General features: G+C 65.7%; 22 protein-coding genes and 1 tRNA gene. 14 read left to right on the top strand and 9 right to left on the bottom strand.

Annotated elements, in window-relative coordinates:
• Positions 1-11 precede the first annotated feature (11 nt).
• The 3 genes from VF992_07330 to VF992_07320 all read left to right on the top strand — a co-directional run bounded on the left by VF992_07330 (position 12) and on the right by VF992_07320 (position 2,251).
• Positions 12-1,418 carry an FAD-binding oxidoreductase gene (locus VF992_07330; GenBank protein HEX9340961.1) on the top strand — a complete coding sequence of 469 codons (1,407 nt, stop codon included), beginning with the start codon at positions 12-14 and terminating at the stop codon, positions 1,416-1,418.
• Positions 1,419-1,590: 172 nt separating this feature from the next.
• The gene (locus tag VF992_07325; protein ID HEX9340960.1) at positions 1,591-1,911 is read left to right on the top strand and encodes a hypothetical protein; all 321 of its coding nucleotides are present in this window, start codon (positions 1,591-1,593) and stop codon (positions 1,909-1,911) included.
• Between the two features lie 10 nt (positions 1,912-1,921).
• Complete coding sequence (locus VF992_07320; protein ID HEX9340959.1) at positions 1,922-2,251, top strand: hypothetical protein; 330 nt, start codon at positions 1,922-1,924, stop codon at positions 2,249-2,251.
• Positions 2,252-2,329: 78 nt separating this feature from the next.
• Here VF992_07320 and VF992_07315 read toward each other — a convergent pair whose 3' ends face one another.
• Positions 2,330-3,430 (bottom strand): exo-alpha-sialidase, encoded by a 1,101-nt coding sequence (locus tag VF992_07315; protein ID HEX9340958.1) that lies wholly within the window; start codon positions 3,428-3,430, stop codon positions 2,330-2,332.
• Position 3,431: 1 nt separating this feature from the next.
• Positions 3,432-3,740: a MoaD/ThiS family protein gene (locus tag VF992_07310; protein ID HEX9340957.1), complete on the bottom strand. Its 309-nt coding sequence runs from the start codon at positions 3,738-3,740 to the stop codon at positions 3,432-3,434.
• Between the two features lie 109 nt (positions 3,741-3,849).
• Here VF992_07310 and VF992_07305 point away from each other — a divergent pair, with 109 nt between their 5' ends.
• The 5 genes from VF992_07305 (at position 3,850) to VF992_07285 (ending at position 7,647) form a co-directional block, all read left to right on the top strand.
• Complete coding sequence (locus VF992_07305; protein ID HEX9340956.1) at positions 3,850-4,680, top strand: hypothetical protein; 831 nt, start codon at positions 3,850-3,852, stop codon at positions 4,678-4,680.
• A gap of 104 nt (positions 4,681-4,784) precedes the next feature.
• Positions 4,785-5,219, top strand: coding sequence for a winged helix-turn-helix domain-containing protein (locus VF992_07300; GenBank protein ID HEX9340955.1), 435 nt, complete (start codon positions 4,785-4,787; stop codon positions 5,217-5,219).
• Positions 5,220-5,222: 3 nt separating this feature from the next.
• Positions 5,223-5,498, top strand: coding sequence for a hypothetical protein (locus VF992_07295; protein HEX9340954.1), 276 nt, complete (start codon positions 5,223-5,225; stop codon positions 5,496-5,498).
• Positions 5,499-5,547: 49 nt separating this feature from the next.
• Positions 5,548-6,069 (top strand): hypothetical protein, encoded by a 522-nt coding sequence (locus VF992_07290; protein ID HEX9340953.1) that lies wholly within the window; start codon positions 5,548-5,550, stop codon positions 6,067-6,069.
• Positions 6,070-6,093: 24 nt separating this feature from the next.
• On the top strand, positions 6,094-7,647 hold the full coding sequence (locus VF992_07285) for a tRNA uridine(34) 5-carboxymethylaminomethyl modification radical SAM/GNAT enzyme Elp3 (GenBank protein ID HEX9340952.1): 1,554 nt from the start codon (positions 6,094-6,096) through the stop codon (positions 7,645-7,647).
• Here VF992_07285 and VF992_07280 read toward each other — a convergent pair whose 3' ends face one another.
• The 4 genes from VF992_07280 to VF992_07265 form a co-directional block, all read right to left on the bottom strand.
• Positions 7,648-8,466 carry a Rab family GTPase gene (locus VF992_07280; GenBank protein HEX9340951.1) on the bottom strand — a complete coding sequence of 273 codons (819 nt, stop codon included), beginning with the start codon at positions 8,464-8,466 and terminating at the stop codon, positions 7,648-7,650.
• A gap of 73 nt (positions 8,467-8,539) precedes the next feature.
• The gene (locus VF992_07275; GenBank protein ID HEX9340950.1) at positions 8,540-9,466 is read right to left on the bottom strand and encodes a hypothetical protein; all 927 of its coding nucleotides are present in this window, start codon (positions 9,464-9,466) and stop codon (positions 8,540-8,542) included.
• Between the two features lie 267 nt (positions 9,467-9,733).
• On the bottom strand, positions 9,734-11,218 hold the full coding sequence (locus VF992_07270; protein HEX9340949.1) for a glycine--tRNA ligase: 1,485 nt from the start codon (positions 11,216-11,218) through the stop codon (positions 9,734-9,736).
• A 57-nt stretch (positions 11,219-11,275) separates the two neighbouring features.
• Positions 11,276-12,409 (bottom strand): amidohydrolase family protein, encoded by a 1,134-nt coding sequence (locus VF992_07265; GenBank protein ID HEX9340948.1) that lies wholly within the window; start codon positions 12,407-12,409, stop codon positions 11,276-11,278.
• Positions 12,410-12,501: 92 nt separating this feature from the next.
• Between VF992_07265 and VF992_07260 the strand changes: the two genes are divergently transcribed.
• A tRNA-Thr gene (locus tag VF992_07260) sits at positions 12,502-12,605 on the top strand.
• 210 nt (positions 12,606-12,815) lie between these two features.
• Entirely contained in the window at positions 12,816-14,174 is a 1,359-nt protein-coding gene (locus VF992_07255; GenBank protein HEX9340947.1) for a sialidase family protein, read from the top strand.
• Positions 14,175-14,191: 17 nt separating this feature from the next.
• Here the strand turns inward: VF992_07255 and VF992_07250 are convergent, their stop codons facing one another.
• Entirely contained in the window at positions 14,192-15,565 is a 1,374-nt protein-coding gene (locus VF992_07250; GenBank protein ID HEX9340946.1) for a cytosine permease, read from the bottom strand.
• A 59-nt stretch (positions 15,566-15,624) separates the two neighbouring features.
• Positions 15,625-16,872 carry a phosphoglycerate kinase gene (pgk, locus tag VF992_07245; GenBank protein ID HEX9340945.1) on the bottom strand — a complete coding sequence of 416 codons (1,248 nt, stop codon included), beginning with the start codon at positions 16,870-16,872 and terminating at the stop codon, positions 15,625-15,627.
• A gap of 157 nt (positions 16,873-17,029) precedes the next feature.
• On the opposite strand from pgk, the gene VF992_07240 reads away from it, so the two are divergent.
• Positions 17,030-19,123 carry a DnaA/Hda family protein gene (locus tag VF992_07240; GenBank protein HEX9340944.1) on the top strand — a complete coding sequence of 698 codons (2,094 nt, stop codon included), beginning with the start codon at positions 17,030-17,032 and terminating at the stop codon, positions 19,121-19,123.
• Here VF992_07240 and VF992_07235 read toward each other — a convergent pair.
• A complete protein-coding gene (locus tag VF992_07235) occupies positions 19,107-20,534 on the bottom strand; it encodes a zinc ribbon domain-containing protein (protein ID HEX9340943.1) in 1,428 nt (475 codons plus the stop codon). The two genes, VF992_07240 and VF992_07235, sit on opposite strands and share 17 nt — an antisense overlap.
• A gap of 181 nt (positions 20,535-20,715) precedes the next feature.
• On the opposite strand from VF992_07235, the gene VF992_07230 reads away from it, so the two are divergent.
• From VF992_07230 to VF992_07220, 3 genes are all read left to right on the top strand, one after another.
• Complete coding sequence (locus VF992_07230) at positions 20,716-21,474, top strand: ATPase domain-containing protein (GenBank protein HEX9340942.1); 759 nt, start codon at positions 20,716-20,718, stop codon at positions 21,472-21,474.
• A 71-nt stretch (positions 21,475-21,545) separates the two neighbouring features.
• Positions 21,546-22,562, top strand: coding sequence for a zinc ribbon domain-containing protein (locus VF992_07225; GenBank protein HEX9340941.1), 1,017 nt, complete (start codon positions 21,546-21,548; stop codon positions 22,560-22,562).
• 319 nt (positions 22,563-22,881) lie between these two features.
• Positions 22,882-25,040: CARDB domain-containing protein (locus VF992_07220; GenBank protein HEX9340940.1), on the top strand; the 2,159-nt coding region annotated here is incomplete at its 3' end.

Below are 25,040 nucleotides of genomic sequence, written 5' to 3'. Positions count from 1 at the left end.
GAGCCCGCGTGGTGGCGTCGCTCGGGGATCTCCTCGGTCGTCTCAGCGCGAGTCAGGTCGCGATTGGCGCCGCCGTTCCGCCCCGATATCGGCTCGATACGTTCCGGGCCCACCGCGGCTCCCGCCTCCCGGACGATGGGCCCTTGCCGGCGGCGGTCGTGTGGCCCCGTTCCCCCGAAGACGTCGCCGCCGTCATTCGGTCCGCAAAGGCCGCGGGCCTCTCGGTCGTCCCATGGGGAGGCGGCACCGGCCTCATGGGCGGTGCGCGCCCGGGCTCCCACTCTCTCGTCGTCGATCTCCGTCGGATGCGACGCGTCCGAGAAATCGACGCGATTGCCTGCACGGCCACAGCGGAAGCGGGGATCGTCTTGGAGCATCTCGATCAGCGCCTCCGGAGGCGAAGGCTCTGCCTCGGCCATGACCCATGGTCGCGGCCGCGCGCGACCCTCGGCGGTGCCATCGGCACGAACGGGATCGGCTATGCCGGATACCTGCGCGGGACGATGGGCGACCAGGTGCTCGGGCTCGAGGTCGTCTTGGCCGACGCCACGATCATCCGGACGCGACCCGCGGCTCGGAGCACCACCGGCCTCGATCTCAAGCGGCTTTTCGTCGGGACGGAAGGGACGATGGGGATCGTCACCGCCGCGACCCTGCGCGTCTTCCCCGTGCCCGAGCGGGCGGAGATTCACGCCTTTCGACTCCGGGATTTCCCGACCGGCTTGCGGTGCATCTCGCGGATGTACGACGCGGGCCTCATGCCGAGCGCGATGGATTTCGAGCAGACGTTCCCCGCGCCCGGGCTCCCGTGGGGCTCGGACACAGGACCGCCGACGCTCTACCTCGGATTCGAGGGCGCTCGCGAACTCGTCGCGGCGTCGTGGCGGGTCGCTCGGAGACATCTTCGGGCGGCCCGGGCGCGTCCCCATCCGGATCGGGAGGCCCGAGAGTATTGGCGCACGCGCCACGACATCATCTACGCGCACGACGAGGTCTCGCCCGGAATCACGCGTGCGGACGTGTTCCTGAAAGACGTCATCTTCGACTACGTGCATGTCGCGCTCCCTCGCTCGAAGATCCTCGCGTATCGTCGGGCCGCGCTCGCCGTCCTGCGGCAGCACAGCGTCAAGCCGATCGGCTTCGGCATCTGGACGCAGCCCGAGCTCGTCTCCCTCGAGGTCGTCCGTCCGGTCGGTGGGGATCGAGCGGCGGCCAAGCTCGCCGTCGCCGACGCAGTCGATGAGGTGATCCGACGCGCGCACGCGCTCGGAGGCTCCATGGAATACGTCCACGGTGTCGGCGTGAAGCTCTCGCACCTCATGGGCGAGGAGCTCGGGACCGGCCTGGCCATTGTCCAACGGGTCAAGGAGGCGCTCGATCCGGATCGCATCCTGAACCCCGGAAAAGCGGGCGTGTGAGGCGGCGCGAAATCCCCCATGGGTCGTTCGCGAGCGGTCCCGGCCGCCTCGTTTGCGAAATTTATATGAACTGCCCATTTAGCGGAATATATATAAATCTGAACATAACTGCGCCTTCCGAGGTGTGGACCAGATGGAACCACCACCACCGAGGATGCGTGGGCCCATGTTCATGGATCGAAAGAGGATGGGGATCGGCTTCCTGCTCATAGCCGGCCTCCTCTTCTTAGCGGCAGGCGCGATGTTGGTCGATGCGAGCCGTTCGCAGTTCGCTTCTACTCCAACGCCGGAGCAATCGGCGGCCCAAGCTAACTTGGGCTTAGTGTGGGGTCCTGCGATCGCTCACTTTGGAATGTTCCTGCTCGTTGCGGGCCTTCTGGGAGCCGCGATCTTGCTCGAAGATCTCGACGTCTTCGTGCGCCTGTTCTTGCTGATCCTCTCGTTCGTCGCGCTCCTGCTGGTCCTCGCGAGCTCCCCCACGATCTTCGGGTGAGGTGGTCTCGATGCCGGGAATGGGCGAGAGACTCTGGGACATGGGCAAGTCGCCGGCCCAGCACCTTACGCTCCTGGTCTTCGGGCTAGTCGCCCTCTTGACGGGGATCATCACGATTGCGACCCTCTCCGTCGCAGGAGCCGGAGCGGTGGGCGCGATTGCGATGGTGGCGATCGTCTTGATTGGCGTTGGCGGCTTCTTCGTGACCTTGGCCCTGTTCCTCGGGGCGTACGCGGCGACGGGCGATTCATGGACGACGACCGTGTGGAGAATCGCGCAACTCCTCGCGGCGGTCCTCGTCCTGATCTTCGTGTTCTTCCCGTTTTTCACGTTCCTTTGAGGTTCGGCCAGCAACGCATCGGGGCGGCGCCGATCACGCCGCCTCGTCACCCCTTTCACGCGTCGCAGCAGCGGGCCGTCACTTGGTTTCCGCCACGCTCACGGAGAGAATCGGCGGTAGGAAGTCCGCGAGCATCTTCCACGACTCCCCTTCGTCCCGGCTCGCGAACAGCTGTCCCGTGTTCGTGCCGACGTAGACGCCGAGCGGGTCCTCCGCATCGACGCCCATCCCCTCCCGGAGGACGCCCAGGTACGCGTTCGGTCCCGGGAGGCCCTTCGTGAGTCGGCTCCACGTCTTGCCGGCGTTCGAGGTCTTCCACACGGCCATCTGTCCCTTCGGGAAGACACGGTTCTCCGCCCCGACGAGCGGCGCGACGAACGCGGTGTGCTTCGCGTGCGGGTGGGCTGCGATAGGAAAGCCGAAATCCGACGGGAGGCCCTTCGAGACCTCCGTCCACGCGCCGCCCCCCGGGCCGCGGTGGTACATGCCGCAGTGATTCTGCTGAAAGATCGCCCCGTCCCCGGAGGCGTCCCACGCGAGCTTGTGCACGCACTGCCCCCGCTCCGGGTAGCGGTTGGGCTGGAACTCGGCGCGGACGTTCTTGTTCTCCGTCGTCCAGGACTTCCCGCCATCGCGGGTCTCGAACGCTCCGACCGCGCTGATGCCAATCATCAGGTGCTTGGGATTCCGCGGGTCGACGAGAACGGAATGCAGGCAAAGCCCACCGCCCCCGGGCTGCCACTCCTTCCGAGTCGGATGGTAGTTCAGGGAGTCGAAGTCGCCCCACGAGTCGCCGCGGTCGTCGCTCCGGAACAGGGAGGCGGGCTCCGCGCCCGCGTAGATCGTCTCGGGGGAGTCCGCGGGCCCGGGCTCGATGTGCCAGATGCGCGTCACCGCGAGGCCCGAGCCCTCCTTGAACTTCGGCGAGGCGGCCGTCGGCTTCACGTCCTCGCCCGCGCGGCCGCGGTACACGCAGGGCCCCCACGGTTCGTTCGTGTGCGGTGCTGCGCCGTACACCGTGCGTCCGTCGCGCGGGTCGAGGATCATGTGGTACACCGACATGCCCTTCATGACGGGTCCCTCGACGGACCATTTCCTCCGGTCCGGGGAATGGAACAGGAATCCGCCTTTCTTCGTCCCCACCGCGACGACCACATCGCCCTTCTTGATTCGTGCCATGTCAACCGCCTGCAACGCTCGGGAGGATATGGACCACGTCCCCGCGCCGAAGCCGCGCCTCGGGGAGCGACGACCAGAGCAGCTCCTCGTTCACGAAGATGTTCACATATTGCCGCCGTCGTCCCGCCTCGTCGACGACGCGGTCCCGGATCCCCGGGAACGCCCGGTCGAGCGCCCGGAGGAGCGACTCGACGTCATCCGCCTCGAGGACGACCTCATCCTGGCCGTCGGTGTACGATCGCAGCGCGGGCGGAATGCGGACGGTGACCCCGGTCCGGGCGATCTCGGCGGATGAGGCTCGGGTGGCCACGATCTTCCCCTCCTCGGCAACGGCGCCGGAATGAAAAGCCTTTGGCTGTCCTGGCCGAACCCGAGCGGACGGGGAAGGGTTATGCACCGGCGCCCGTTCGCGGTGTGGCATGGACTCCCAGGAGATCCTCGATCTCTCGCTCGCCCTCGCGAAGCAGTCCGAGGTCCCCGGCGACACGACGATCAACGTCCCCGCGAAGGACGTCCACAAGGTCTTGGTCGGCATCGACGTCGACGCCGCGGACCTCGTCGTGGCGAAGGAGAAAGGGTACGACCTGGTGATCGCGCACCATCCGACGGGCGGCTCGGCGATCCTCGGGTTCCCGAAGGTCCTCGCGAAGCACGGCGACATCCTCGTCCGGCACGGCGTGCCGAAGGCCGCCGCGGACGCGGCGGTCCGTGAGATGCAGGACGAGCGCGAGCCGCAGGTCCACGCCGAGAATTATGACCGCCTCCCCTCGATCGCACGAATGATCGGGATCGGGCTCATGTGCATCCACAATCCGTGCGACGAGATCGGCCGGCGCGTGATGGACGAGACGCTGCGCGCGCACCTGCCGTCCGATCCTAGGGTGAGCGACGCCATCGACGTGCTCTCGGCGATTCCGGAATTCCGCTCCGCACAAACGCGGATTGTCGTTCGCATGGGGAAACTCGAGAATTCGCTCGGAAAGTGGGCGGTCCACCACGGCGCGGGCACGAACGGCGGCGTCCCCGTGGCCCGCGCGGCGTACGACAACCGAATCGACACGGTTTTCTATATCCACATCAATGCGGGGGCCCTCCAGCGGTTGTGGGAGCGATACGGTCGCGAGGGATCGAAGAACCTCGTGGTCACGGGCCACGTCGCCTCGGACAGCATCGGCATCAACGTGCTCGTCCGCGAAATGCGCGCGCGAGGCCTTCGCGTCGATACCTACAGTGGAATTGTTGACGTCTGACCGGAATTATTATTACCTACGGCAATAAAATTCAATGGTAAACCTTAACTAGGGCACGCCGGTTCGGGACCGAAGGTTCCCCGTTGCCGTTTGAGATTGCCGTGGTGAGCAACACACCCCTCACGCCGCTCAAGGACATCGACGATGTCGCCCTCCTCTTCCTCACGCAGATCGGATACATCCCAAAAGGATACGACCCGAAGACGGACGCGACGAACGTGCGGGAGTCCGTGCCGTACCGATTGTTCATCGAATGCCTCTTGGGCCGGATGGACAAGGGGTGGACCGTCGAGCAGCTCGCGGCGAAACTGAAGACGACGAAGGCGACGATCTACCGGCACATCAATAAGCTGAAGGAGATGGATCTCCTCGACGAGGCGAACGTGAGCGAGCGCGGGGCGGTGCGCAAAGGCTACCGCATCCGGTACGGGAACCTCTCGAAGGCGTGGAACTTCGTCGAGTCGAACGTCGAGATCGCGATGGAGAACTACCGCAAGACGGTCGATCATCTCGAGAAGCTCGCGGAGGGGCGGAGGTAGGCGATGGCGCAAGATGTGATTTCATTGACCAAGGGATCGCGATACCGCATCGAGTCCATGGAGACGCGCGAGCGCACCAAGGTCACGAAAGGCATCTTCCGCGGGTACACGACGATCGGCACGGACGATGCGATCGTCGTCGAGTTGGACGAGAGCCACCAGGAGATGAAGGGGAAACTGCGCCTCATCCCGCTGCACGTGATCCTCGCGGTCGACGTGATGGAGCAGGTGGCGGGCGAGACGCTCAAGGGCGAGAAGACCGGCACGATGTACGGCTGACGCCGGCGCATGGGCCAAGGTTCATCCCCACGTCCGGAATATTGCCGCCGTGGGTTCCGCACGGGTGAGCCTCGGAGGCGTCCGGGCCCCGAGGGCCTGGCTCGCGCTCGCGTTCCTCGGCGTGTGGCTGTACTTCCTGTCGCAGCTTTCGCAGGTCTACAAGGAGGCGTTCGCCGCCGCCGCGGGCCTCTCGATGGCCGATGCCGTCGACGCGCTTCGCCTGACCTCGAACCTCGGACAGATCCTCTTCCTCGCCGGCGTCGGAGCCGCGCTCTGGCGGGCGAACCTCGCCGCGGGCCTGTCTTCCGCGGGGGTGAGCGGCCTCGTGATCGCGTCGGCGGGCGTGGGCGTCTTGGTCCTCTTCGAGGTCGTGCTGCTCCTCGCGTGGTTCCGCCTCGTCACGGGCCTGATCCTCGCGCTCGGCGACGTGTACACGGTCGGCGGCATCATCGGGGTCGCGCTGGGCCTCGCCGGAATCGCCTCGCTGGGCGTCGGCCTCTCCCAAGCGGCCGGGCTGTTCGGCCGCCGGGAGGAGGAGGCGACGCCGGGGACGCCGGAGAAGACTGACTGATCCAGCCGACGGGAGGTGCGATCGATGTTCGCGACAAGGCCGGACGGCGCGTTCCTCGATGCGCTGATCGGCGAACTCCGCGGGAGGCCGCCGTCGTCGAAAGACGACATGCAACGGCTGAAGCTCCGCCTCGCGCGGACACACCGCCTCGCGGGCCTCCCGAGCGACGCCTCGATCCTCGCGGCGCTCCCGCCGGAGATGCGCGACGGGATTCGGGACGTCCTCCGAGTGAAGCCGGCTCGGACCGCGAGCGGCGTGGCGGTGATCAGCGTGATGACGGCCCCGCATGCGTGCCCCCATGGCGTCTGCACGTACTGCCCTGGCGGACCCCGGTTCGGGACGCCGCAGTCGTACCTCGGCACGGAGCCGGCGGCGATGCGGGCGGCCGAATACGGCTACGATCCGTTCGCGCAGACCCTCGCTCGCTTGCAGGCCCTCCGGGCGAACGGGCACGACACCGACAAGGTGGACCTCATCGTGATCGGTGGCACCTTCACCGCGCTCGAGCCGGCATACCAAGAGCGGTTCGTGAAAGGATGTCTCGACGGGATGAACGGATCCGTGGCGGCGTCCCTCGAGGAGGCGCAGACCGCGAACGAGAGCGCCGAGGTGCGATGCATCGGCCTCACGATTGAGACGAAGCCGGACTGCTTCCTCGGCCCGGAGGTGGAGGCGTCCCTGCGCCTTGGGACGACCCGCGTGGAGCTCGGGATCCAGTCGACCCACGACGACGTCCTCGAGCGGGTCCATCGCGGGCACACGGATGCGCAGAGCCGTGCCGCCATGGCGCGCGCGAAAGACGCAGGCCTCAAAGTCGGCGCGCACATGATGCCCGGGCTTCCCGGGGCCGACGTGGACCGCGACCTCGAATCGTTCCGCGTCCTCTTCGACGATCCGGCGTACCGGCCGGACTTCCTGAAGATCTATCCCACGCTCGTGCTGCCGGGCACCGCACTGTACGGCCTCTGGAAATCCGGTCGCTACTCGCCGCTGCGAACGGAGGAGGCGGTCGAGCTCGTCGCCCGCATCAAGGTGATCGTGCCGCGGTGGTGCCGCATCCAACGGGTGCAGCGGGAGATCGGCGCGGCGGACATCGAGGACGGCCCGAAGCGGGGCGACCTGCGGGTGCTCGCGAAAGAGCGACTCCGGCGTGCCGGCCTCCGGTGCCGCTGCATCCGTTGCCGCGAGGTCGGCCTCCGAGAGGTCGTGCCGCGACCCGAGGACCTGTCCCTGATCCGCGAGGAGTACGAGTCCTCAGGAGGTACGGAGCTGTTCCTGAGCATCGAGGACCGAGGGCGCGATGTGCTCGTGGCGTACGCGCGAGTGCGTCTCGACAGGGCGGGAGCGACCGTCCGCGAGTTGAAGGTGTTCGGTGGGATCGTGCCGATCCATTCGGAGGCAAAGGGCCGGTGGCAGCACCGGGGATTCGGCAGGCGCCTCATGGGGGAGGCCGAGCGGATCGCGCGCGAGGAGTTCTCCGTCCGAAGGGTCCGCGTGACCGCGGGCGTCGGAGTGCGGGGGTACTATCGAGCGCTCGGATACGATCGCGACGGCCCGTACATGGCCCGGTCTCTCTGATCACGAGATTTCCTTGATCCAGCCGAGGCGCTTCAGCTTGCTCGCCTCGACGTCGTCCGCATTGCGGAACGCCGACTCCGCCTCCGCGAGACAGTCGACTGCGAGGCGCAACCCGTCGCGTGTCGGCGCCTTGACGTCGACGCCGGCCCGCGTCAGCTGCTGCCGCACGATCGGCATCGCCGCCTCCTGGCCGCCCATGACGTCGCAGAAGTCCATGATGATCGCGTCCGCAACGGTGATGTACTCGTTCGTGACCTCGTCGACCGCGGTGCCTTTCGCGACCTTCCCGGCTGAGTGTGAGACGACCGACTTCGCGAGCGCGAGGAATCCCGCTTCGACGTTCTCGCCGGTCTTCGCGGAGCTCAGAAAGCCCTTGACCTCGAGCTCCTCCTTGAGCTCGTCGAGCCCCTCCTGCGCCGTCCGGCGGGAGGCGACGAGGTCCACCTTGTTCCCGACGACGACGATGGGGATCGTGTCCGTGATGTCGAGGAGATGGGGGATCCAGTAGTCCTGGAGGCTCTCCGTGGTCTCGGTGCGCGAGACGTCGTAGACGAGGACGGCGCCTTTCGCTCCGAGGAAGGAGCTATCCTGGATGCCCTTGTACCCTTTCTGGCCGAGGACGTCCCAGATCATGAACGTCAGGTCCGTCGCGCCGCCCGGGGACTCGAGCCGGAGGTCCTTCTTCGTGACCTTCGTGCCGATCGTCGTGATATAGTCGTCCGAAAACTTGTCGACCACGAAGCGGCGAATCAGAGACGTCTTGCCGACCGCGCCGTCGCCGAGGAGGAGAACCTTACGCTTGACGTGATCATCAACCATGGCGACATCGTCCCATTCGAGGGCCGCGCTTATAACGCTTGCTGGCTCAATGTCAGCGATGCGAATACACGGTTCAGTTCGGGTGGAAGCGGAGACGGGGACGGATGAACCGATCCGCGATCGCGTCGGCGCGGGGCAGGAGGGCGACGTTGCCGTCCCATTGCGCCAGGGTGTCCGAGTGGGACCGCTCGAAATCCCAGACCGCGAGCTGGAGTTTTCGCGGCAGGCCGTTGACGTAGCGGCCTTCGATTACGGCCGCGAGGACCGTGTGCTCCCCAGGGACCATGATGACCTGGCGCTGCCCGAACCGGAGTTGCTCGAGCGTCCCGCGGCGGTCGTCGAACGAGTCGCGCACGAATTCCTGCAGGATGATTAGCATTCCACTCATGATGTCGCTGTCGTGGACGATCCCTTGTTTGCGCGACCAATGGCGGATGAGCATGCCGCTGTCGTGCATCAGATACAATTCCTCGAGTCGCGCCCGACGCGCCGCGTACAGTCCGATTCCGAAGACGCCCGCACCTCCGAGGCCGGCCGCCGCGGCCGCCGCGACGTTCACGGAGGGCGGCGGAGCCACGTACTTTAGTGCGAAGGTCAGCGTCCGGTCGATCGTCCGCGCTTGCGCTCCGTCCGCGTCCGTGTACACGACATGTACGCTGACCGTCGTGAAGACCGGGTCCGTCGACGTCGAATCCATTCTCGTGGTCACATTGAACCACTGGTCCCCCTTCGCGTCATCGAGGTGGCCGGCGTACTTCCAGGAATCTTGGCACGAACCCGGGCTCGCATCCTGACACATCAGCTCGGGGCCGAAGTTGGCGGTGACATCGATCGTCTTCGCCATCGTCTGGTTATCCGTCGAGGAATACGGCGAGTCGAGCCAGAAGACGAAATCGACTCGCGGTTCTTCTCGATCGACGACGATGACCCCGAGATAGTAGAATGACCGCGGGAGCGCTGCGTTCGCGCTGCCTGCGAGAGTCAGAAACGCGAAGAGCACTAGGCCCGCGCTGGCGATAACTCTCGATATCTGTGCTTGGCCCAGTTGCACCGGTTGGCGCCCCCCCAACCTGTTGTCCGCATGCGGACTGAATCTGACGGCGGCAACCATTCGTAACGGGTCTATTCAATGTTCCGATGTTCGTCTCACGAACCGAATAGCTCCCGAATTAGTGATTCTCAGGAACGGAATCGTCGCCGGCTGTCCATGCCGGTTGCCGTCCGGCCCTTCGGACGGACAGGTCGATCGGCGCAGCGATTCAGGCGGTCACGGGACGACGGACGTCTCGCCCGAGAGGAGCTTCGCAATCGTGTCCGCGAGTTCGGCGTCAAGGACTCGAATCTGTTTCTGGGAATCCCGTTCCCGTACGGTGACGCCCTTCCCTTCGAGGGTCTCATGGTCCACCGTAACGGAGAACGGCGTCCCGATTTCGTCCATCCGCGCGTATCGCCGTCCGATCGAAGCGGAGTCATCGTAGAAGGCCGTGAAGCGCTTTCGGAGGCTCGCGAAGAGCGCCTCGGCCCGCTCCGGCAGGCCGTCCTTGTTCACGAGCGGGAAGACCGCGAGCGTCACGGGCGCGATTCGCGGTGGGAGGCGCAGGACGCTCCGCTCCCCCTTGGCGAACGTCAAGTCGATGAGCGCCCAGACATTCCGATCGACGCCGAACGACAGTTCGAGCACGTGCGGCACGAGCTTCGATGTGCCGACGGTCACGGACTGTTTCGCATGCGATCCCGCCTCATGGCCCTTGAGATCGTGGTCCGACCGGTAATGGACGCCCCCGACCTCGCGGAACCCCCCGAGGCTCTCCTGTCGCAGCTGGATGTCGAAGTGGATCTTGTTGTAGAACGCCCGCTCCCGCTCGTCGAGTTCCGCGAAACGGAACGCATCCCTCGGGATCCGCAGATTGGCGAGGTAGAATCGCTGGACGGCATGCAGGTGGTAGACGTACCACGGCGGAAGTCCGCGGCCAACGAGGTCCTTCGCAGGGAGGTCATGCGCGGTCGGCTCGTTCTTCTCGGCGGCCCAGGCGATCCGAATGCGCTCCGCCGCAATTGCGTCGAAGGGCACCGCGCTCGCGAACGTCGCAGGGTCGAAGAAGATTTGAAGCTCCGCCTGGAGGAACTCCCGCAACCGGAACGCGCCCTGCCTCGGGCTGATCTCGTTGCGGTACGCGCGGCCGATGATCGCCAGCCCCATCGGGAGCTTCCGTCGGAGCGCTTCGAATTCCCGCCGGAAGTTCATGTACACTCCCTGCGCGGTCTCCGGCCGGAGATAGGCGCGGTCCTTGGCCATCGGTCCGATTCCCAGTGGGAACATCATGTTGAATTCCCGCGCGGGGCCGAGTTCCCCCTTGCAGTTCGGACAACGGATCTTGAGTTCCCGGATGCGCGCGTCGACCTCCGACGGCGTCAGCCCTTCGCGCTCGTCGTGCGTCGCGGCCTCGAGGAGATGGTCGCCCCGGTAGGACTCGCCGCAGCGCGTGCAGGTGACGAGGATGTCGGTGAAGTGGTCGACATGGCCTGAGGCCTTCAGAGCAGCCTCCGGCAGGATCGTCGTCGTGTCGATCAGATAGTAGTTGTCACTTAGGCCGAGGAACGTCTCCATCCAGAGGTCCTCCCATCGGCGCCGGAGGAGGACGCCATTGTGGCCGTAGTCGTAAAAGCCCGCGAAGCCTCCGTACAGATCGACCGCGGGCCACAGGAAACCGCGGCGGACGGACAGTGACATCACGTCGTCGTACGAGGCCATCGCGGCCCCGAACGGGAGGGCCGATGATAAAGGATGGGGTGGTCCCATCCTCGTGTGCTAATTTCCTCCGGTAGAACGGATGCGTCGCTTCCGTCGGCCCGCCTGCTTGACTGTCAACCAAGGGTCGCCCGCCCACACGCGGCCGCCGGACACCACGAGCCGCACGTCGCTGGCGGTGGCCCGCAGGAGTGACGCGAAACCGCTTGAACCGCCCGGCAGGTCGAGGACGACGAGGTCCGCCCGTTCCCCCGCCCGGATCGCGCATGCGGCGTCGGGGTCGCCGAGGCGACGCCCGCCCAACGCCATCTCGACGATTTCGCGTGCACTGACATCGCCTTTCAACCGCGCCACTCGGTACGCGAACTCCATTTCGCGGAGCATCGATGGCGCGTTGATCATCGCATTGTCGGTCCCGAGCCGAAGCTCGACTCCGGCGCGCCGCATTCGCGGGAGATCCGGCGTCAGGCCGAAGAAGGCGTTCGACCGCGGGCAGACGACGACCGGAACGCCCGCGTCCGCGCATCGCTCAAGATCCGAGTCGGTCGCATGCACCATGTGGACGAGGAATGCCGGTTTGAGATCGATGACCGCATCGATGTCTTCCCGGATCCGCTCGGAGCAGTGAATCGCGAAGATCTTCTTCGCGAGTCGGACGTCCGCGGCTAACTTCTCGATTTCCGCCGCGGGCCAATCGACATACGAGCTGACGGCGATCCCATCCGAGGCTCGCAGGATTGCCTCGACCTCTCGGCGGTCGTACGTCAGGCCGGCGGGCCGTCCGAGCGCGATCCCGTGGACCGGGAGAGCGGCGGCGGAGGCGTAAAGGAGCTTGAGGCCCTTGAGCCCGCCCTCGCGGAAGTCGGAGAAACCGGTCGTTCCGGTCCGGAGCATCGTGGTCATCGCGCGCCGCATCGCCGCGATTACGGCGTCATCCTTCGCGCGTGCGAGGACGCGGTGCTTCAGGCCGTGCGGCGGCGCGACGAGTTCCTCGATCGTGCCTTTCAATTCCTGGGTGACCACCGCATCCCCGAGATGCGTGTGAGCGTTCCAAAGACCGGGGATGATGACGCCTTGCGCAATTCGCTCGCGGTCGATGGAAGTGCGGGTCTCGGCGATGACGCCATCATCCCACCCAACCGTGCCGCGCCGGAACCGACGGCCGTCGTAGTACCAGCCGGACACGCGCTCCACGCGGCTGCGATGGGCCGCGCCGCCATAAACGTTGGCGGGTCGTTCGGCTTCCGACAATCTTTATGCGCGTGGACCTTTTCCGCCTGAATCGCGCCGCCGTAGCTCAGCCCGGCAGAGCGGCAGTTTCGTATGCGCAGGCGGAAGACGCCCGCGCCGAAGGAACTGCAGGTCGGGGGATCGAAGCCCTCCGGCGGCTTCCTTTGTTTCGATGACCGGGCGGTATGGACGCTCTCGTCAGGAGATCGTTGCGGTCCCCGCACTGGACGATGCGATTATCAATCCTGTGGGCAGCTGCTCGTTGTCAATCCCGATAACACGATTGGTTGCTGCCCGAAGCTAGACGGTACGCGAAAGGTATTTGACGGGACCGCGCCTTCGCCGCCCCTTGCCTGGAGGAGGGCTTCGCATGCGTCACATGTGGATCGTCATGTTCACGGTCGCGGTCTCGCTGTCGCTGTTCGCGTCGACCGCGAGCGCAGGGAAACCGGCCGCTGCGGGACCCGGCACGATTTCTTTCGCGACGGACATCCTGCTCCAAGACAACGGGAGCAGCGAGCCGGCTGTCGCGATCGGCTCGGACGGAACCGTCGTCTACACGGCGCTCTCGTGGCGGCTTTTCCAGACGAACGTTTGGAAGGCTCCGTTCGGGAGTACGCCCGTGTTCCAAGGCGCGCCCGATGCCCACATTGACGGGGCGATCGGAGGCGAGGATGCGGACGTCGACTTCGGCTCCACCGGCACGGTGCTCTTCAGCACGCTGATGGCGATTCTGAACCCGCCCTCCACCTCCCTAAGGCTGGGCGTCTCCGCGATCACCTGTCCGAACGCCGACACGTCGAACGACTTCACCAACTGCGGGGCGCAGCTGATCGACACGAGCGGAGCGGACCGGCAGTGGGTGACGTCGGACGGACCGACGGTGTACATCTCGTACCACGACAGCGGATCGAGCACCCTGATTCACGTGCAGCGCTCCGACGACGACGGATTCACGTGGCACTCGGTCGCAAGCCCCATCCCGGGGCAGGACGGCCTGACCGGCATGTCGACCTTCAACAACGACCAAGGTCCGATCGTCGCCGACGCGACGACCCACTCCGTGTTCGCGATCTACGCGTCGGGTCAGGGCGGCCTCCAGAAGGGGACGAACGCGAACTTCAACAACATCGTCGTCTCTCGGAGCACCGACGGCGGGCTCACGTGGCAGCCGACGCTCGTCTACCACGCCGCGGTGAACACCGCGCTGAACAACGTCTTCCCGGCGCTCGCGGTCGATCCTGCGAACGGCAATCTGTACGCCGCGTGGTCGGACGCGCACACGGTCTCTTTTGCGACGTCGTCCGATCACGGGGCGACGTGGAGCTCGACGGTGTCGGTCAACAGCGGGAGTGCGGTGACCGCGGTGTTTCCGTGGGTGGCCGCGTACAACGGGAAGGTCGACATCGTGTACTACGGCACGACCGCATCGAGCAAGGACGACTCCGCCGCCGTATGGAACACCTACCTCGCGCAGACCACGAACGATGGTGCCTCGTTCGTGCAGTCCCAGGTGTCCGAGCATCCGAACCACGTCGGCGTGATCTGCACGTTCGGCACGGGATGCGCCAGCGGGACACGGAATCTCCTCGACCTGTTCGAGGTCGCGATCAACCCGCGGAACGGCAAGGCCGCGGTCATTTTCGTGGACGACACGCTCACGACCTACACCCGCTCCGACGGCACCGTCGCGCCGCTGCCGCAGGTCGTCGCGGCGTGGGAGTCGTAGGCCCGTCGCCGGGCCCACTACGGATTCCCGACCGCGATGGGGGAACGCCGTCTCCATCCCGCCTCGATGTGCGAGAAGCCGACATGCAGCGCCGCGGCGAGGGCGAACGAGGGAAGCGTCGCGCCGACCGGGAGGGCGAAGAGGACGATCACGAAATATAGGGCCGCGCCGGGCCCCCAGCCCGCGAACGCAGGCCACCGCCATCGGGGCGTCGCCGCGAAGAAATCGTCTCGGGCATACGCGCCCCGACGGACGACAAATGAATCGGCGATCACCACCCCGAGCAAGGGAACGAACAGTCCGCCGATCAGCAGCAGGAAGCCTTCGTATGCGCCCCCGAGCCCTTGGCCGGTGGCAAGGAGGGACCATGCCGCCGCGGTCCCGATCGCCGTGGCGACGAGGACGGTCGTCGCCTGGCGCCGCTTCGGTGCGAGGTTCTGCACGGATACGGCGACGGAGTATACGTCCGCGAACGCGTTGTCGGTTTCGTCGACCAAGATGACGATGAGGGGAAGGACGCTCAAGCCCAGTAGGCCGATTGCCGCGAGGAACGCAGCCGGGTCGGCGGGGTCGAGGCCGAACGGCGTCGTGATCCCGAAGAACACGAGTCCGGCACCCAATACGTAGAACGCCGTGTTCGCGAAGACGTAGCCGACTCCCGTGCCCACGGCGGCGGCACGCGGCCCGCGGGCGAATCGGTTGTAATCGGAGATGAGAGGCCACCAGGAAATCGGCATCGCCACGACGACATCGAGTCCCAGGAGGAGGGACCGCGTCCCCGTGAATCCGGAGGCCGTCGCGGCGGGCCGCAGGCCCAGGTCCAAGCCGTGCAGAAACAGCGCGACCGCGATCGCGGCGGTCGATGCGTATACGAGCCAGATCGCGAAGCGCTCCAACCAATCCCGGATGACGGCCAGCGGGCCACCGAGGGCAAGCGCGGCGGTGATCGCGCCCCAGACCGGCACGAAGATCGCCGCCGTCAAGGGGCCGAGCGCATCCCCCGACAGGAGGGCGACCGCCTGTCCCATGATGAGGAGCTCGAACGCCGTCCAGCCGATCAACTGCACGATGTTCAGGGCGGTCGGGGCGTACGACCCGACGCGGCCGAGCACGGGCCGCAGGCTCACCATCGTCGGCACGCCCGCGCGGCTTCCGTGGTGTCCCGCCCCCGCGAGCAGCGCGCTCCCGGCGATCGACCCGACGAGGGAGACGAGGATCGCTTCCCAGAGGGTGAGGCCGAAGAGCGTCACGAGCAGGGCGCCCGCGGCGAGGACGAGAAGGCCGACCCCGAGGCTCGACCAAAGCACGAACACGTCGAACGTCCGGAGGACGCGGAGGGATTCCGGGACCGGTTCGATGCCCCACTCCGGTGGCCTTCGAAGACGGACCATCGGTCGCTCAACCGCGGGCGCTATATAATGTGTTGGGGACTCGGTCCGTCCTCGAGGGTTCAGCCCGCGGCTTTCCCGAACTTCTTGTGCGAACGGCGAAGCGCGCTGACCAGTGGGAGTTCCTTCCCCGCGAGCAAGTTCATGAGCGCGCCGCCGCCGGTGCTCAGGTGGTCGATGGAGCGTTGGATGCCGAGTTGCTCGACGGCGGCGACCGTGTGCCCTCCGCCGACGACGGAGAAGCCGTCGGCCTCGGCGACCGCGTTCAGGAGTTCTCGCGTCCCGACGGAAAACGGCTCGAGCTCGAACACCCCCGCGGGGCCGTTGTAGAAGATCGTCTTCGCGCGGTGGATTTCGTCGACGTACCGAGCGATCGTGTCGAGGCCGATGTCGTAAATCGGAAGCTTCGCAGGAAGGTCGCGTGTCGACACGGCCATCTGCTGCCCATGGTCGTTCAGGACGACATCGGACGGAATCAGGAGTCGACCGCGGAACGTCGACAGCAACGCCTTGCACTCGACGATCAGGGAGTCGTAGTCGTCGACTTCCTTCCGCATGAATTCCGTCGTCGGCGGTCCGGGATCGATGCCGGAGGCGTCGAGGAAGAGATTCGCGACGCCCCCCGACGTGAGGACCTTGTCCGCAATCCCCTTCTCGAGCATGTGCTTCGTCACGGCGATCGAGTCGTCCGCCTTGACTCCGCCGAGATGGGCGACCTTTGGCCGCGAGGGATCTTCGAGCGCTCGCGCGATCATCGTGAGTTCCCGCTCCATCACGCGCCCCGCCATGGAGGGCAAGACCTCGCAGAACCCAACGAGGCTCGGCTGGGCGCGGTGGGCCGCGGCGAACGCGTCGAGCACGAAGTAGTCCGCGAGCAACGCGAGGCGCTGCACGATGTGCGTGGCGGCCATCTTCTCCGGTTTCGCGTCCGCGAGCGATTCCTCCTCCGAGAAGAAGCGCGTGTTCTCCAGGACGACGACGTCCCCCGCGCGCATCCCCTGGATCGCCTCGATCGCGGGCCGTCCGAACAAGCTGGGCACGAACCGGACGGGGCCGCCGAGGAGGGCGCCGATCCGCTCGGCGTGGACCTCGAGGCTCGTGAAGTCGTCCTTCCCGGGCCGGGACTGGTGGGCGAGCAGCGCGACCTTCGAACGACGCAGCTCTCGGATCGTCGTCAGATGCTCTCGGATCCGCGCGTCGTTCAGCAGCTGACCCGTCGCCGGATCGATCGGGGAATTGATGTCGACTCGGAGCAGGACCGTGCGGCCCGAGAGGTCGAAGTCATCCATCGTGAAGAAGTCCCGGGCCATCCGCGCGCGCGGCTAAATCCCGGCGCATTATAGTCTTTTGCAGGCGTCGAGGACGGGCCGCACCTCCCGTGCACGCCTGTGTACTTCTCAAACGGGGAAACTAGGTTGGAACCTTTTTAGAGGGGTCCAGGGGATTGACTGACCCCACCGAGGTACCGTGACGCCCCAGGACCTCCTCCTGCCAGAGGGAAAACTCATCCGGACGACGCGGGGCGGCCCGAATGCGCTGAAGCAGCTGCTCCTGGATCTTAAGAAGTATTCCTTCTCCGGGTACGTTCGGACCGTCCGGTCGTCGGGCGGGAGGCGCTCGGAAGGGATCGTCCTGCTCCGCAGCGGCATCCCGGAGGCGACCCTCTACCAGCGCGGCGAGGGGCAGGATCGCGGACGGTCGGCCCTGAAGAAGGTCTGGCAGGACTCCTACGACGACGCTTGCGTCCTCGAGCTGCACGCGCGCGTGGACATGGATGGCCTCGTGCGGGAGTACGCGGATGCGGTCCTCGAGAGGCCCTCGAAGGTCGTGAAGCGGACGAAGGTCCCCCACGCGATGAGCAGCACGGAGGTCGAGAAGCAGGTCCGCGCGTGGCAGGAGGGTGGGTACGACGTCTCCTCCGTCGAGGCGAACCTCGAATCGGACCCGGCGGTCCTCACGGCGTCCGTCATCGCGATGCGCGAGGCGGTCAAGAAGTCCGAAGCGGTGTCAGAGATCCTGGACCGGATCGACGTCACCGGTTTCGAGTCCCGCGCCGCGTTGCTCCGAGACAAGCTCCGGAGTCCGATCCGGTATCCAGACGTCGATGCGGAAGTCGAGGGCCTTCGGGATGCGATCGATGGTATGCGCCGGATCGAGGCTCGCCGCGAGCTCGAACTCCTCCGGGAGCGGGAATCGGCGGAACGGACGAAGAAAGTGCTCGAGTTCGTGATGCGTCAAGCCGAGGCCCTGCCTCCGGAGTCCAAGCCAAGGTCCGAGGATATCGTCCGCGTTCTCGAGGAGCCGACGCCCGTCCGGGAAGAGGGCACGAACCTCGTGCCCGCGTCGACGTTCGAGTCCTTCGTGGAAGGGGAGAGCAACCGCTTCGCACACGGGGCCGCTGTCGCGGTCGCGAAGAACCCCGCGAAGGCGTACAACCCGCTCCTCATCACGTCGGGCCCCGGGCTCGGCAAGACCCATCTCCTGCATGCGATCGGAAACTACATCGCCTCCCATTCCGAGAATTCGAAAGTCCTCTACCTGACGTGCGAGGCGTTCGCGACGAGCCTCGAAGAGGCCCGCGTGCAGGGCGACCTAGGCGCGTTTCGGGAGCGCGTGCGGGGCCTCGACTGCCTCATGATCGACGACATCCAGTTCCTCAGCGGCATGCCGGAAATCCACGAGGAGATTTTCCACACGTTCAACGACCTCCACGAGCGGGAGAAACAGATCGTCCTGGCGAGCGACCGCCCTCCGAAGGCGATCTCGAATCTCGACGAGAGGCTCGTGTCGCGGTTCGAGTCGGGCCTCGTCGCGGGCATCGAGCCGCCGGAGCTCGCCACACGGATCGAGATCCTCGAGCGTCGGGCGCGCGATGCAAAGGTCTCGATCGATTCGGACATCCTCGGCTTCATCGCGAGCGTGGTGGAGAACAACGTCCGGGAACTCGGCGGTGCGTTCAACCGGGTCGTCGCGTTTTCATCCGTGATGGAACGGCCGATCACGCAGGACCTCGCACGCGAGGTCCTCTCCGGGGCCGCGCCGGAGCTCCCCGCGGTCGAACCGAAGGCGCCGGCCAAGGCGCGTGCCGATGCCGATCGCGATTTCCAACCAGGCCGCAGCTACCTGATAAAGGAGGACCGACCCGCGGTGGCCTTTCGCCTCTTCGCTCGGTTCCTCGGTGGCGGGAGCCGCGGCCTGGTCATTACCCGGACGAACCCGAAGCGGCTGCGGGAGAACTTCGATCTGCCGGCAGGACGGGTCCTCTGGCTCACGGACCGGGAAGGGTCTGCGGAGGAGACGATCGCGCCCGCGCTGGAGCGAATCGTCTACGAGATCGAAGATTTCATGTCGAAGAACCCCCGCGGTGCCGTCCTGCTGGATGGGATCGAGTATCTCGTCTCAAACAATTCGTTCGACGCCGTCTTGAAGTTCATCCGAAGGCTCCTGGACAATGTTTCCGAGAGCCACTACGCCTTCGTGATTTCCCTCGGGCCCGCGACGCTGAGAGATCAGGAGCTGAAGACACTCGAGCGGGAAATGGAAGTCATCGAGGCGGCGTGACGAGCCCTGACTTTCCGCGGCGCTCGATCTCCTTGTAGAAGTCCCGGATGTACCCGAGGGCCTCGCCCCACGACTCCTGCTTGACGAGGGCGCTCGCCTCCTTCAGGATGCTGATCGGACTGCCGAGATCGTCGCCTCTCATCTTCAGGTCCAGAAGCGCGTTCCGGGCCTTCCGCATCTCCTCCTGCACGAACGCAGGCACATCCCGTTGGAGCCGTTCGCGGGCCGCCCTCCCGAGGCGCGATGCGCCGGCGACGTCACGCCGGTCCATCGCCTCCCGTCCTTGGCGGAGCAACCGTTCGGCTTCGCGGACCTCGATGCCCATCGTGCGCGCATCGCGCGCGAGCCGGTCGCCTTCCTCGATGATCGTGCGGGCGTCTGTATAGTCCTTCGCATCCGTCCGGAACGTCCCGCGCGAGCCTTCGTATTGGTCCCAGGCACCGTCGTAGTCGCCCGCTTCGAGTCGCCCGACGGCCGCCTGAAGCTTCGGCATCGCAAGCTGCATCCCGGCGTCCCCTTTCGCCACCTGGATTTCCTGCACGAACGAATCGATCCGGCCGCCGATGAATTCGACGAAGGCGAGATCCAACGCCATTCGGGCTTCCGAGATCAGGGTGACCGCGCGCTCGATGTCGCGGCCCTTCCCGGCCTGGATCGCCTCGTTGATGATCCGCTTGCCGTCGTCGATTTCGAGCCCGATCCGCTTGGCGGAAACGAGGAGGGGCTTCACCTCGTTCACGAGCTTCGGAAGTTCCCGGTACAGGAGTTTGCGATCGCCGGACGGGATCTTCCGATCCGTCTCCCGCTGCGCCTGCCGCAGTTTGTCGAGACGATTCTGCAGGGGGATGCGGGCCGGGCGGGCCGGGGCTCGACCGGCTGCCGCCACCGGAGCCGCGGGCGGGGGCCGAGCCGGCTCGACGGGCAAGGGCGGAGGTCGGGCGACCTCCACCTGCGGCTGCGGTTGTTCCGCCTCCGCCTCGGTTTCCGCGAAACGCACCCCGCAGCTCGGGCAGCGATCCGCGTCGGAGGGCACGCTGGCCCTGCACACAGGGCATTCGTATTCCGTCGCTTCCCCTTCGGTGAATTCCGCACCGCATCCGGGGCACGCGGTCGCATCCGCGGCGACGAGCGTCTCGCACACGGGGCACAGGAATTGCTCGCCGAGGTCCTTCCCCGCCTCCGACCCCGGGACGGCCTTCGTCTCCGTGACGACCTCGCCCGACTCGGGGCTCTCCCGGGCGACGTTCTTCAGCGTCTCGAAGATCTCCCGGTGATCCTCCTTGCCCTCCATGATCGAGGCCAGAATCTCGTCGATGCTCCGGCCGTCCTTCTCCGCCACGTTGACGGTCTCGTGGGACGTCTGGCCGCCGAGGTCGAACAGCGTGAGGTCGGTCTGGCACGAAGGACACACGCGCGCGTCCGCGTCGATGGGAGAGTCACAGACGGGACAGACTTTCGTTTCCTTGCGTGGCGTAAGCCGACACCTCGAATCGTCGACGCGTTTCCATCCTTGAGCGTCGTACTAAGACTTTCCGGACTCAGTTTAGAGAATGATAAGTGCTCAAGGTGGATAATCAGCGCAAAACGATTAAGTGAGCCCTCTCCCCGTGCGATGGAATATCGACGGCGGGCTCATGGGGTTTCGCAATTCAATCGATGGCCTGGACAAGGTGATCCGGTCCGAGATCACGCCACCGAAGGTCATTCTCGTCACCGGACCGCCGGGGTCGATGAAGACATCGTTCTGCTACACCCTCATGTCGCGGTACCTCAAGGACACCGGCGAGTTCGGGCTGTACACGACGCTCGAGGAGACCGTCCAGTCGCATCTCCGCAACATGGAATCGCTCGGCGTTGAGCTATCGATGAACATGCAGATCAGCGACTTCACGGATCTTCGGGAGATCGATGCGGTCGTCGGCCCGGAGGACCAGACGGACTACCTCGCGTTCATCGAGCGGATGATCGGACACTACCGCAAGGTCCATGGTCACAAGTTCAAGCTCTTCTCGCTCGATTCCCTGGGAGCGCTGTACTCGCTCATGGAGAACACGACGAACATGCGGAGACGGATGTTCTACTTCTTCAAGATGCTGCGCGACGCCGATCTGACGTCGCTCGTCGTGATGGAGCGGAGCGCGAACGGCGAGAGCCAGCTGCTCGGGAACGAGGGGTTCCTCGTCGATGGCATCGTGTTGCTCGGGCTCGACCGCTCGCGCGGGAAGCTCGTGCGGTACTTGCAAGTCGAGAAAATGCGATCCGCGGACCACTCCATGGAAAAGCACGCAATCGAAGTCCGCAAGGGCGGCCTGACCGTCCTCGGTCCGATTTTCGAGATAGGAGCATCCTGATGACTTCCATTCACCCGCCGATGCCTGGGAGGCTCGGCGCAACGAACCAACCTCTCCGGAGGGTGCCGTAGATGGCCGAGAATTCAATCCGAGACGCGCTGGACGCACTGCAAAAACTGGACGAGAGCCTGAAGTCCCGAGACACGGAGTTCAAGGAGCGCGAAGCCGCCCTCCAGGAACAGTCCGCGAAGCTCGAGGAGGATCGCCGTTCCCTCGAACAGGAGCGCTCGGCCCTCGCGGAGGAACGGGACGCAATCGTCGGACGGGAAAAAGGCCTCCGCGCGCGGGAGAAGGAGGTCGAACAGAAGGAGCGGACGATCGACCAGCGCGATCAGGAGTTCGAGGCGATGCGGCAGAACGTCCTCGCGAAGGAAAACCAGATTGTCTCGCGCGAGCAAGAGCTCGCGAAACGCCTGGAGTCGCACCTGAAGCGCGAGGAAGAGATCGCCCGGCGCGACGCGGACGCAACCGCCCAGGCTCGGGATGTCGCGGCCCGAAAGGCCGAGATCCTCTCGCGGCAGGAGCAGATTCTGAAACTCCTCGAAGAGCAGAAGGCGACCCTCGAGGCACAAATCGCCCGGAACCGGGAACTCATGGACCGGGAGAAGCGACTCGCGGCGGAAGAGGACAACATCGCATCCGCCCGGGGGAAGGTCGCGGAGGAAGCGAAGCGCCTCATCGAGAAAGAGAAGCAGCTGTTGGCGCACGAACAAGCGGTTGCCCGTGCCCCCGTGGCTGGACCGGCGGCCGTCGCGCCCAGTGCCGCTCCGAGGCCCCTCGCTGCGCAGCCCGCACCCGCCCCAGGGTTCCGGCCGCAACCCGTCGCGCAGACGCCTTCGGCGCCACCCGCCGCGAGGCCCGCGACACCCGTTGCCGCCGCGCCCGCCGCCAAGCCGGTCGCGAAGCCCGCGGTCGCCGTCGAGCCCGAGGGCGAGTCGGAACTCCCGTGTCCCGCATGCGGCACGATGATCTCGTCCGACGCCATCATGTGCTACGCGTGCGGCCACCGAATCGCATCGGACGACGACCGGGGCGCGAAGAAGACGGCGGTCAGCGTGAAGAAGGTCCTGAAGAAGAAGGTCATCTGACCTCGACCCGAGCCGGTCGCGGAGTCCATCCGCGGCCGGCGAACCCTCCTTTTTCCACGCGATTTTCGATCGTTTCGCGCGTTCTCAGGCTATTTCCATACTCACAATCGGATAATAGTAATCTCTCCATAGAAACCGCCTGTTCTCCGGCGTGAGAACAGTTGCGTATCGGGATAGATAATCGCGCGGTAACCTATTTATAAAGCGGCCCAGGATGGCCCGGACATCATGCCCACTGGTCGTAGCCTTCCGGGTATCGGAGCGCGCGATCCTCGGAGGTATTCCTATGTCTGACGAAGCCGGACGCGGTCGAATTTGTTTGAGCGTTTTGATCGTTTTCTCGCTCGCGCTCGGCGGGTTGCTCGCATCGGTGATCGTGCTGAGCCCCACTGCGCGCGCGGCGGCCTGCGACCAGGTCGCGGGCGTACCTACGGGGGACTGGGTTGTCTCCACGGTCCAGGTTTGCAGTGGTTTCTTCACCGTTGATGGGACGATCAACATTAATTCCGGTGGGAGCCTCACGGTTCGCGACGGCGGCCTGAACTTTTCGAAGGACGCGACCCCGCCCCACGCGAGCTACGCGCTCAATGTGAACGCGGGCGGCGAGCTCATCCTTGACCACTCGACCCTCACGACCGTGACGAAAGCAATCAATCCGTATCTGAAGCTCGCGGTCACCGTATCCGGCGCCGGCAGCCGTTTCGCGATGGAGGACGGGTCGATGATAAAGTTCCCCGGCTGGTTCAATGCGACCGCCGGCGCGACACTCAACATCTCCAAGTCGACGGTCACCGGCTTCGTGGACTCCGATCTCTCGGGGCTCGGGGTCGACACGGATGACAACAACGACGCGCCCTCGATTTCGTGGGCGTCCACGTCGGCGAGCGTCTTCGCCTCCCGGTTCGAGCGGCTGTACGAGTACACGAGCGGCCCGAACGGCACGGGCAGCATGGACTTCAGCCTGACGGCATCGACGAGTCTCTACGCGTACGACACGTACCTGGGTGTGGACTTCAAGAACGTCGCGGGCTGGCACAACACGCTGAGCGTCGACGGAACGTCGAACGCATACCTGTACAACGTCACGGTTGACCGGAGCCAGGATCCACCCTTGCTGTCGGACTTCCAGCCGGCATATGTCCCGACGGCCGCCGGCGGCAGCGTCTACCTGCTGCGGTGGGCACATGTCGTCGCACGCGACTCGACGAATTTCCCCATGAGCGGGACGACGATCGCATCGACCCTGAGTCCGAGCTCGGCTGCGGCCCAGTATCCGGACAACGGCGCCGGGGCGACGACGCCCACGACGCGTACGATCTGGTACCTCGGCCGAACGTCGAGCGGCACCAACGCGTGGGACCGGACGGATTCGAGCGGCACGGCTGCGATTCCGCTATTCACGGATCAGATCACGACGGCCAGCCTGCCGAACGCGGAGTCGTTCGGGAACTACGAGGAACTCGCGACGTACTCGGCATCGACGCAGACCGGCAGCGTATCCTTCCCGCCGTACCCGGCGATTGACGCTGCGGACAACAACGTGTGGCTCACGCTGTCCTTCAGCGGCGTCTCCGTGCGGACGGGTCCCGATCTCGTGCTCCAGGCTACCCCCAGCACGATGACCGTCATTCAGAACCAGCCCTTCACGGTTTACGCCTTGATCAGCAACAGCGGGCAAACGGACGCCACGAACGCTGCGGTCGCCGCCTACGCGAACGGAAACCCCGCCAACGAGGTGGCACGGGCTACCGGCGTCAATGTGGCGGCGGGAGCCGTAGTGAACCGGTCCTTGACGGTCGTCGCGGGCATGCCCATCGCGGGTCCTGCGACCCTGGAGCTCATCGTCGATCCCAACAACCTGATCAACGAAGGCGGCGCCGCGCAGGAGAGCAACAACTTCGCGAACATCACCCTGAACGTCGTGCTGCCGCCCTCGGGATCCGCCTCGATCCTGTCGCCGTCGAGCGGGCAGTCGTTCGAGCCGGGGAAACCCTTGGCCGTGACGGGATACCTGCGGGATACAAACTCGAACGGCATCGAGGGGGTGCCGGTCATCATCGAACTGCGCTCCGGAACCACGGTCCTCTCCACGAACACGACGACATCGGGAGGCCAAGGCTTCTTCATCGGGACGATCACCGTGCCGAGCGGCACGCAGGACGGATCCTACTCGATCGTCGCGACGCCCTCCGCGAGTTCGATTTCGTCGGGCAGCGTCACCATTGCCGTGAAGACGCCCGGATCAATCCTGAACCAGATCGTGCCGATCATCGGCATTCCCTTCTGGCTGCTGTTCATCATGATCGCGGCCGTGGTCGCGGTCGCGATCGGCGTGACCATGTACTGGAAGGTCTACGGCCTCGGCAAGATGGTCGAGTGCGGCGAGTGCGGCGCCTTCATCGCCGAGGACGCGACGACGTGCCCGAAGTGCGGCGTCGAGTTCGAGAAGGACATGGCGAAGTGCTCGAACTGCCAGGC

The sequence above is a fragment of the Thermoplasmata archaeon genome (assembly GCA_036395115.1).
GTDB lineage: Archaea > Thermoplasmatota > Thermoplasmata > RBG-16-68-12 > RBG-16-68-12 > RBG-16-68-12.
The sequence above is the reverse complement of the archived record's forward strand: the minus strand, read 5'-3'. Positions and strand labels throughout refer to the sequence as shown.

Coding starts and splice junctions, on each gene's coding strand:
- VF992_07325 (HEX9340960.1), top strand. CDS start 1,591: ATGGATCGAAAGAGGATGGGGATCGGCTTCCTGCTCATAGCCGGCCTC.
- VF992_07320 (HEX9340959.1), top strand. CDS start 1,922: ATGCCGGGAATGGGCGAGAGACTCTGGGACATGGGCAAGTCGCCGGCC.
- VF992_07315 (HEX9340958.1), bottom strand. CDS start 3,430: ATGGCACGAATCAAGAAGGGCGATGTGGTCGTCGCGGTGGGGACGAAG.
- VF992_07305 (HEX9340956.1), top strand. CDS start 3,850: ATGGACTCCCAGGAGATCCTCGATCTCTCGCTCGCCCTCGCGAAGCAG.
- VF992_07295 (HEX9340954.1), top strand. CDS start 5,223: ATGGCGCAAGATGTGATTTCATTGACCAAGGGATCGCGATACCGCATC.
- VF992_07285 (HEX9340952.1), top strand. CDS start 6,094: ATGTTCGCGACAAGGCCGGACGGCGCGTTCCTCGATGCGCTGATCGGC.
- VF992_07280 (HEX9340951.1), bottom strand. CDS start 8,466: ATGGTTGATGATCACGTCAAGCGTAAGGTTCTCCTCCTCGGCGACGGC.
- VF992_07270 (HEX9340949.1), bottom strand. CDS start 11,218: ATGGCCTCGTACGACGACGTGATGTCACTGTCCGTCCGCCGCGGTTTC.
- VF992_07255 (HEX9340947.1), top strand. CDS start 12,816: ATGCGTCACATGTGGATCGTCATGTTCACGGTCGCGGTCTCGCTGTCG.
- VF992_07250 (HEX9340946.1), bottom strand. CDS start 15,565: ATGGTCCGTCTTCGAAGGCCACCGGAGTGGGGCATCGAACCGGTCCCG.
- pgk (HEX9340945.1), bottom strand. CDS start 16,872: ATGGCCCGGGACTTCTTCACGATGGATGACTTCGACCTCTCGGGCCGC.
- VF992_07225 (HEX9340941.1), top strand. CDS start 21,546: ATGGCCGAGAATTCAATCCGAGACGCGCTGGACGCACTGCAAAAACTG.